The sequence below is a fragment of the Flavonifractor sp. genome (assembly GCF_019422385.1).
GTDB classification, from domain to species: domain Bacteria; phylum Bacillota; class Clostridia; order Oscillospirales; family Oscillospiraceae; genus Flavonifractor; species Flavonifractor avistercoris.
Genome location: NZ_JAHZDL010000102.1, coordinates 1 through 8,165, shown reverse-complemented (window position 1 = coordinate 8,165; position 8,165 = coordinate 1). Strand labels below are relative to the sequence as shown.

The 8,165-nt window shown below is 66.0% G+C and carries 9 protein-coding genes; 3 read left to right on the top strand and 6 right to left on the bottom strand.

Annotation, left to right across the window (positions count from 1 at the left end; translation table 11 throughout):
* The 3 genes from QZ378_RS11350 to QZ378_RS11340 form a co-directional block, all read left to right on the top strand.
* Positions 1 to 305 (top strand): pyridoxal-phosphate dependent enzyme (locus QZ378_RS11350; RefSeq protein ID WP_291258344.1); only part of this gene is annotated, 305 nt, incomplete at its 5' end.
* 44 nt (positions 306 to 349) lie between these two features.
* Complete coding sequence (locus QZ378_RS11345; RefSeq protein WP_087239809.1) at positions 350 to 709, top strand: hypothetical protein; 360 nt, start codon at positions 350 to 352, stop codon at positions 707 to 709.
* Positions 709 to 1,269, top strand: a complete 561-nt coding sequence (locus tag QZ378_RS11340; protein ID WP_291258343.1) for a nucleotidyltransferase family protein — start codon at positions 709 to 711, stop codon at positions 1,267 to 1,269. Before QZ378_RS11345 ends, QZ378_RS11340 begins: the two co-directional genes overlap by 1 nt.
* A gap of 222 nt (positions 1,270 to 1,491) precedes the next feature.
* On the opposite strand, the gene QZ378_RS11335 is transcribed toward QZ378_RS11340, so the two are convergent.
* The 6 genes from QZ378_RS11335 to QZ378_RS11310 all read right to left on the bottom strand — a co-directional run bounded on the left by QZ378_RS11335 (position 1,492) and on the right by QZ378_RS11310 (position 7,583).
* A complete protein-coding gene (locus QZ378_RS11335) occupies positions 1,492 to 2,151 on the bottom strand; it encodes a 3-oxoacid CoA-transferase subunit B (protein ID WP_291258342.1) in 660 nt (219 codons plus the stop codon).
* Positions 2,151 to 2,843, bottom strand: coding sequence for a CoA transferase subunit A (locus QZ378_RS11330; RefSeq protein WP_191380237.1), 693 nt, complete (start codon positions 2,841 to 2,843; stop codon positions 2,151 to 2,153). Before QZ378_RS11330 ends, QZ378_RS11335 begins: the two co-directional genes overlap by 1 nt.
* 93 nt (positions 2,844 to 2,936) lie before the next feature.
* Positions 2,937 to 4,196: an acetyl-CoA C-acetyltransferase gene (locus QZ378_RS11325; RefSeq protein ID WP_191380238.1), complete on the bottom strand. Its 1,260-nt coding sequence runs from the start codon at positions 4,194 to 4,196 to the stop codon at positions 2,937 to 2,939.
* Between the two features lie 177 nt (positions 4,197 to 4,373).
* Positions 4,374 to 6,326 (bottom strand): hypothetical protein, encoded by a 1,953-nt coding sequence (locus QZ378_RS11320; protein WP_291258341.1) that lies wholly within the window; start codon positions 6,324 to 6,326, stop codon positions 4,374 to 4,376.
* Positions 6,280 to 7,182 carry an ABC transporter ATP-binding protein gene (locus QZ378_RS11315; RefSeq protein ID WP_291258345.1) on the bottom strand — a complete coding sequence of 301 codons (903 nt, stop codon included), beginning with the start codon at positions 7,180 to 7,182 and terminating at the stop codon, positions 6,280 to 6,282. The genes QZ378_RS11320 and QZ378_RS11315 overlap by 47 nt, the downstream gene beginning before the upstream one ends.
* Before the next feature lie 8 nt (positions 7,183 to 7,190).
* Positions 7,191 to 7,583, bottom strand: a complete 393-nt coding sequence (locus tag QZ378_RS11310) for a GntR family transcriptional regulator (RefSeq protein WP_291258340.1) — start codon at positions 7,581 to 7,583, stop codon at positions 7,191 to 7,193.
* Positions 7,584 to 8,165 lie beyond the last annotated feature (582 nt).

Genomic DNA, 8,165 nt, shown 5'->3' with positions numbered 1-8,165 from the left:
CCATCCGGGAGTCGGACGGCGTGGCCGTCAACGTGTCCGACGGGGAGATCCTGGACGCCATGCGCCTGCTGGGCCGCACCCAGGGGGTGTTCGGGGAGCCCGCCGGGGTCACCGGCACCGCCGGTGTGAAGAAGGCCCTGGAGCTGGGGCTGATCTCCCCTGAGTCCACGGTGGTGAGCATCGTCACCGGCAACGGCCTCAAGGACGTGGAGAGCGGCATCAGGGCCGCCGGGGAGCCCCTGGTGGTGCCGCCGGACATGGACGCGCTGCTCTCCGCCTTTGCGGAGGCGGGCATCGCGCCCTGAACCAGAAGCAACCAACATTTCACCGAGAAAGGAAACAAACCGCTATGCCTACACATGACCGCGCCGCCAAGGTCGGCGTCTGGGCCTACCTGCTGTTCACCATGGCCAGCTTCCTGCTGGCGCTGTTCTTCCTGTTCCGCGGGGGGTTCAGCCACAACGTCTCCATGATCGCTCTGCCCATCTGGATGGGCTACACCGCCTTCAACGCGATTAAGAGCATCGCCGACCTCATCGGCGCCCAGAACCGTACCCGGAACTTCACCAACATGCTCCGCCGGTGGGAGGACACCTTTGAGAGCCGGGGCAAGGCCCTGGTGCTCCTCACCGTCATGACGCTGGTGGTGGGCCTCATCAAGGTGGCCGTGCCCTTCCTCATCATGTATCTGGCCAACGGCTTCGGCTGATGGTGGGCTGCGTGCTGATGGCCTCCGGCGCGGGGCGGCGGTTCGGCTCCAACAAGCTGCTTTCGGCGGTGGAGGGGGTGCCCCTCCACCGCCGTGCCATGGCCGCCCTGGCCCCCGCCGGCTTCGGCCGGCTGGTGGTGTGCTCTCCCTATCCGGAGGTGCTCTCCGCCGGGGCGGAGTACGGCTTCCGCCCCCTGGACAACCCGGGGGCGGGGGAGGGCATTGCCGCCTCCATCCGCCTGGGCGTGGCCGCCATGGACGGGATGGACGGGGCCCTGTTCGCCGTCTGTGACCAGCCCTGGCTGACCACGGAGAGCGTCCGGCGGCTGCTGGACGCCTTTTCGGACGCGGGGGACGCCATCTGCGCCCTGTCCTGGCGGGGAACCCGGGGCAGCCCGGTGATTTTCCCCGCCTGTTTTTTTGGGGAGCTGGCCGCCCTCACCGGCGACACCGGCGGCAGCGCGGTGCTCCGCCGCCACCCGGAGCGGCTGCGGCTGGTGGAGGCGTCCTCCCCCAGAGAGCTGATGGACGTGGACACCCCGGCGGATCTGTCCCGATAGCAGAAAAGCGCCGCCCCGGCAATGCCGGGGCGGCGCTTTTTCGCCTCGCAGAGTTCGCGCCTGCGGCGCGAAAAAATAGCAGGCAGTTTTCAGCCGCGACATGTGCGTGACTGAAAACACTGCTCAGCCCGCAAGTGTGAGGCCGGGCCGCCGTCGGCGGCCCGGCCTTGCATGCAGCGGGCTGTTTTTCAATCAGACGGCGCCTGCCGTCTGATTGAGGTTTCAGCACATGGGCTTCAGATCGGGGGAGACGATCAGGTCGGCCTCGGTGGCGGCCTTCACGTCGTCCACGGTGAACTCGGGGTTGATCTCCACCAGCTCCAGGCCCTTGTCGGTCACGTCGATCACGCACATCTCGGTGATAATCTTGGTGACGCAGTGGACGGCGGTGTAGGGCAGGGTGCACTTCTTCAGGATCTTGGGCTTGCCCTTGGCGGTGTGCTCCATGGCCACGATGACCTCTTTGGCGCCCACCAGCAGATCCATGGCGCCGCCCATGCCGGGCATCTTCTTGCCGGGGATGATCCAGTTGGACAGGGAGCCCTCCTGATCCACCTCCAGGCCGCCCAGGATGGTGGCGTTGACGTGGCCGCCGCGGATGAAGCCGAAGGAGGTGGCGGAGTCGATGTAGCAGCCGAAGACGGCGGCCTGGGCGGGGGAGCCGCCGGCGTCAATCTTGAAGTGGGGGTCGGCCTCCTCGGGGGTGGGCTTGGCGCCGGTGCCGATGATGCCGTTCTCGGACTGGAGGATCACGTGGACGCCCTCGGGCAGATAGGCGGGAACGAGGGTAGGCAGGCCGATGCCCAGGTTGACCACGTCGCCGTCCTTCAGCTCCTTGGCCACGCGCTTGGCAATAAAGGCCTTGATCTCAGACTTATCCATTACACATTCCCTCCATCCACGATGTAATTGACAAAGGCGCCGGAGGTGACCACGTTCTCAGGCTCAATGTCGCCGATATCCACCACGTTGTCCGCCTCAGCGATGACCACGTCGGCGGCGGTGGCCATGACGATGTTGAAGTTGCGGGTGGTGCCCTTGTACCAGATGTTGCCGAACTTGTCAATGATGTGGCCGTTGAGCAGGGCGAAGTCGGCGCGGATGGGCTTCATCAGCAGGTACTCCTTGCCATCGATGGTCTGCTTGCCCAGGCAGAAGGGGGAGTCCTCCACGATGGTGCCCACGCCGGTGGGGGTGAGCACGCCGCCCAGGCCGGCGCCGCCGGCCCGGATCATCTCGGCCAGGGAGCCCTGGGGGATCAGATCCACGGTCAGGGTCTTGTCCACCATGCCCTGGGTGCCCACGTCGGGGGTCATGCCCACGTGGGTGGCGATGACGTGCTTGACCTGGTGGTTGTGCACCAGTTTGGCAACACCATAGTACTCCTCACCCAGAGGGCCGGTGGCCATACCGCAGTCGTTGCCGATGATGGTCAGATCCTTGGTGCCCTTCTCGGCCAGGGCGTCGATGATGTGATGGGCGCTGCCGCAGCCCAGGAAGCCGCCGTACATGATGGTCGCCCCGTCGGGGATCATGTCCACGGCCTCCGCAACAGAAATAATCTTATTGCGCACAGTGTTACCCTCCTGTAAAAATAGATTGGAAGTTTCATATTCGGACACGCCGGAGGCAGAAGGCCTGTCCCCGGCGTGCCTGATATTCCTAGTTTAGCACTTTTCGAAGATAGTTGCAACACCCATGCCGCCGCCGATGCACAGGGTGGCCAGGCCCTTCTTGGCCTCGGGCCGCTTGGCCATCTCGTGGAGCAGGGTGACGATGATGCGCGCGCCGGAGGCACCCACGGGGTGGCCGATGGAGATGGCGCCGCCGTTGACGTTCACCTTGTCCATATCGAAGCCCAGCTCACGGGCCACGGCGATGGACTGGGCGGCAAAGGCCTCGTTGGCCTCCACCAGGTCGATGTCCTCGATCTTCAGGCCGGCCTTCTCCATGGCCTGACGGGAGGCGGGCACCGGGCCCACGCCCATGATCTTGGGATCCACGCCGCCCTGGCCCCAGCTCACCAGCTTGGCCATGGGCTTCAGGCCGTACTTCTCAACGGCCTCGCCGCTGGCCAGCACGATGGCGGCGGCGCCGTCGTTGATGCCGGAGGCGTTGCCGGCGGTGACCCGCTGCACGTGCTTACGGGTGTCATCGGCGTGCACCTGGGTGGGCTCAAAGGTGTGGACAATCTCGTCCTCCACGCCCTCGGGGCCCACGGGGAAGGCGCCCTTCAGCTTGGCCAGGCCCTCCACGGTGGTGCCGGCGCGGGGGAACTCGTCCACCTTGAACTCCACCATTTCCTTCTTCTTCTTCACCATGACGGGGACAATCTCGTCGTTGAACCGGCCGGAGCTGATGGCGGCCTCGGCCTTCTGCTGGGAGGCGGCGCCGAAGGCGTCCAGCTCTTCCCGGGTGATGCCCCACACGTCGCAGATATTCTCGGCGGTGGTGCCCATGTGGTAGTTGTTGTAGGCGTCCCACAGGCCGTCCTTGATCATGGTATCGACGACCTTCTTGTCGCCCATGCGGGCGCCCCAGCGCTCATTGGGCAGGGCAAAGGGGGCGGCGGACATGTTCTCGGTGCCGCCGGCCACAATGATGTCGGCGTCGCCGGACAGGATGGCGCGGGCGCCCTCAATGACGCTCTTCATGCCGGAACCGCACACCATGCCCACGGTGTAGGCGGGGACGGAGTAGGGCAGGCCGGCCTTCACGCCCACCTGGCGGGCGGGGTTCTGGCCCAGAGCGGCGGTGAGGATGCAGCCGAACATCAGCTCGTCCACCTGCTCGGGCTTCACGCCGGCGCGGTTCAGGGCCTCCTTCACCACCACGGCGCCCAGCTCGGGGGCGGGCGTGTCCTTCAGGCTGCCCCCGAAGGAACCCACCGCGGTACGGCAGCAGTTCACGACATAGACTTCTTTCATGGTAAAACCTCCAAAAATAATTTTTGTGTTCTTCCCATACCGAAAATACCCTTCGCTTCCAATTATACCGCGCCGTTTGGGAAAAATCAACTAGAGACTGAGCGGTAAGGGAGACGGGATTCGGTGCGGAAAAACCGCCTGGTTTGTGCAAAACAAACCAGGCGGTTCATCTTCGGCTCACTGCCGCTCTTTCAGCTGGGCCTGTGCCTGGGTGAGCAGGCTGTCCAGATCAAAGCCGTACTGCTCCAGGGCGGCCAGGGTGCGGGCGCCGGTGGTCTGGAGGGTGACGGTGACAGAGTAGGTGTCGCTGCCGTCGGCGCGGGCGGCCTGGCCCGCCCGGCGGAAGGTGAGGATCAGGTCGTTGACGTAGCAGTTCTCCAGCCGCGCCTGGTTCTCCAGCAGGTAGCGGCGGCCCAGGCTCCCGTCGGCCAGATCGGCCTGCACCGCGCTCCACAGCTCCTCCAGCGCGGCGCTGTCCACCGGCTTCTCGTCGTAGTAGTAGGCGCCCTCCTCGTCATAGTGGGGCTGGGTCACCACCGCGCTGATGAGGTAGTCCCCCTCGGCCATGGCGCCGAAGTAGGCCTTCTCCGCCTGTCCGGGGGCGTTGAGGAGGGCGTCCAGCCGGGCGGCGGGGGTGTCCGGGTCGTCCAGGGCCTCCTGGGTCAGGGGGATGCGGTAGCTGCGGGTGACCACGGAGCCGTTGGTGAGGGTGTAGCGCAGCTGCACCCAGCCCTGGCCGGAGGTCTCCACCTCCAGGCCGCTGTCCAGCTGCTCGTAGGTGTAGTCCGGCTCCGCCCCCTCGATGGCCGCCTTCCGCGCCACGATGGCGCGGTGGAGCTCGGTGACGGCGGCGATGTCCTCCGGCCCGTCCAGGAGGAGCCCCTGCCCGTTGGCGTCGTCATAGGGGGCGGTGGAGCCCGCGTCCAGGGACACGGACTGCACCCGGGCCGGGTCGGGCACCCGCCGCTCAAAGCCCGTCACGTCGAACTCCATCAGGCACATGGCGGCGGTGAGGCAGCACAGCAGCACCACGCAGCCCTTCCAGCTGCCCCGGAACACCCAGAACTTCTTGCGCAGCAGCATCTCCGCCACGAAATAGCCCGCCGCGCCCCACAGCAGCAGCATGAGCAGCAGCCCCCAGGCCCCCCGGGGCAGCAGGGCGGAGAAGAGGCTGTACAGGGTCTCTCCCAGGGCCACGGCGGCGCAGAAGGCCACGCCGTACTTGAACACCGGCCGCACCCAGGACACGCTGACCACGTCGCCGGCGGTCTCCAGCTGCCGCCGGCGGTAGACCGCCAGGGCCACGGCGGCCAGCACCACACCCACCAGGGCGTACAGGGCCACGTAGCCCAGGCCGGAGAAGTAGGCCGCGCCCTCGTCAGTCACGCTGTTGCCGGCGGCGTCGGTGACGGTGGGGTAGACCACGCGGCAGGCGGACAGCCGGAGCACGGGGGAGAGCCAGGAGGCGACGGCGGTGAGCCAGGCCGCCCCGTCGAAGCCGAAGAGGAACTCGTGGGCCATCTGGCCGAACAGGACGGCCAGCCCGGCGGCCAGGCCGTTGAGCACCACGTAGAAGGCGGGCAGGGCCAGGATGTGGCCGGTGAACATGGCGCAGAACACGGCGAAGGAGTAGAAGAACAGATTCAGCAGGGAGGACACCACCAGCCAGGTGAACAGGCTGGAGAACACCACCGCGCCGCAGGCCGCCTCCGCCGCCAGGGCCAGGAGGAACACGGCCAGGTTGGCCAGGATGAGGAAGCCCAGCCCCGCCAGGTAGCTGGTGAGGAAGAGGCCCTCCCGCCGCAGGGGGAGGGCGTGGAACAGGCTCACGGAGCGGGCGCTGTACAGGTAGGAGAACACCGCCATGGCCGCCAGCAGGCCGAACACCGCCGCCAGGAGGGTGGCGGCGCTGAACCAGCCGGTGGTGTCCAGGTAGTTGAGGGGGAGCACCCGGGCGTCCGCCGCCATCCAGCCGGAGCGGCTCCCCGCCAGGATGCCCAGGGGGAGGCACATGGTCCAGATGAGCCCGTACAGCCCCCAGATGGGCCAGAACCGGGCGAAGTGCTTGGCAAACAGGGTCTTGTTAAAGTACGATGTCCCGAACTGCATAGTCCTCACCTCCCAGCTCATAGATAAAGATCTCCTCCAGGGTCAGGGGCAGGGCCTCCAGCAGGATGGGCCCGAAGGCGGCCAGCCGGTTGGTGACCTCGGTGGCGCCGCCCCGGACAATCAGGGTGTGGATGCGCCCCACCCGGGACACGTGGAGGATCTGCAGATCCTCCGGCATCCGGGGCATCTCCTTCTCCTGGAACACCACCTGCATCTTCACCAGGTTCTCCTGGAGATCGCTGAGGCTCCGCTCGATGAGCACCCTGCCCCTGGACAGGATGCCCACGTGGTCGCACACGTCCTCCAGCTCCCGCAGGTTGTGGGAGGACACCAGCACCGTGGTGCCGTGCTCCGCCACGTCCCCCATCAGCAGGCCCCACACCTGCCGCCGCATCACCGGATCCAGGCCGTCCACCGGCTCGTCCAGCACCAGCACGTCGGGCCGGCAGCACAGGGCCAGCCAGAAGGCGGCCTGCTTCTGCATGCCCTTGGACAGGCGGCGGATGGGCTGCTTCTCGTTGATGGTGGTGAACACGTCCTTCAGCGCCTCGTACCGCGCCCCGTCGAACCGGGGGTAGAAGCCCTTGAAGAAGCGCATCATGTCCCGGGTGGAGGCGGAGAGGAAGTAGTACAGCTCGTCGGGGATGGAGGCAATCCGGGCCTTGGCCGCCGGATTTTCATAGATGGGGTTGCCCTCCAGCAGCACCGAGCCGCTGTCCTGCCGGTAGATGCCGGTGACGTGGCGCAGCAGGGTGCTCTTGCCCGCCCCGTTGGGCCCCACCAGGCCGTAGATGGAGCCCCGGGGCACCGTCATGGTCAGCCCGTCCAGGGCCCTGAATCCGTCAAAGGCCTTCACCACGTTTCTGGCCTCAATCATTGCCTCACTCATGCTCTCTCCTCCTCTCTGTGCCCTGTGCGGCCCGTCTCCGCCGCCTGGAGCCGGGCCGCCAGCTCCCCGGCCGTCAGGCCCAGGAACAAAAGCTCCGCCGCCGAGGCGTCGAACTGCTCCAGCAGCCGCGCCCGCCGGTCGGCGTTCACGTCGGCCTGGGGGGCGGCGAAGGAGCCCTTGCCCGCCACCGTGTACAGATAGCCCTCCCGCTCCAGGGACTCGTAGGCCCGCTGGATGGTGTTGGGGTTGATGGCCAGGGAGGAGGCCAGCGCCCGCACCGACGGCAGCTTGTCCCCCGCCTGGAGGGCGCCGGTCACCACCAGGTGCCGCAGGCCGTCCTTCACCTGCTCGTAGATGGGCCGCGCGTCGCGGTAATTCAATCGGATCATCCCGCCGTCTCCTTTCCGGAAACTGTATCACTTGCATTAGTACAGTCAGTATACACGCCTCCGCCGGGAAAAGTCCTTAATTATTTCTGACGTTTTTCTGACATCGGGGCCGGCCGCCGCCGCGCCCCCCATTCCTTTACAAAACGTTCATATCCGGTTCAAAATGGGTTCACAGGGATGGGATAGGATAACAGCGTGGTCAGAGATGACCATAACCCCCTCTCTTTCCTCTCTTCTTTCAAAAAACAGCGGCACAGGCCTTCGGGCCTGTGCCGCTGCGTCTATCGAAAAAGCGGCAAAGCCGCTTTTTCGAGCAGGATGCAGTCCGCCGCGCGCAGGATTTGTCCGCTTTAGGCGGACAAATCCCACACTTGCGGCCTGAGAAGTGTTTTCTCCAACGCACATGTCGCCGGAGAAAACAGATTTTAATTTTTTCGCGCCTGCGGGCGCGAACTCTGCGAGGCTCTCCTTTGCGGGAGGTCTTTCGACAACCTGAGAGGCACAGGCCTTCGGGCCTGTGTCTCTGCGTTTAATACACTACCCGCAATCCATTCTATAATAGGGAACAGCGGCTTTTGCGCA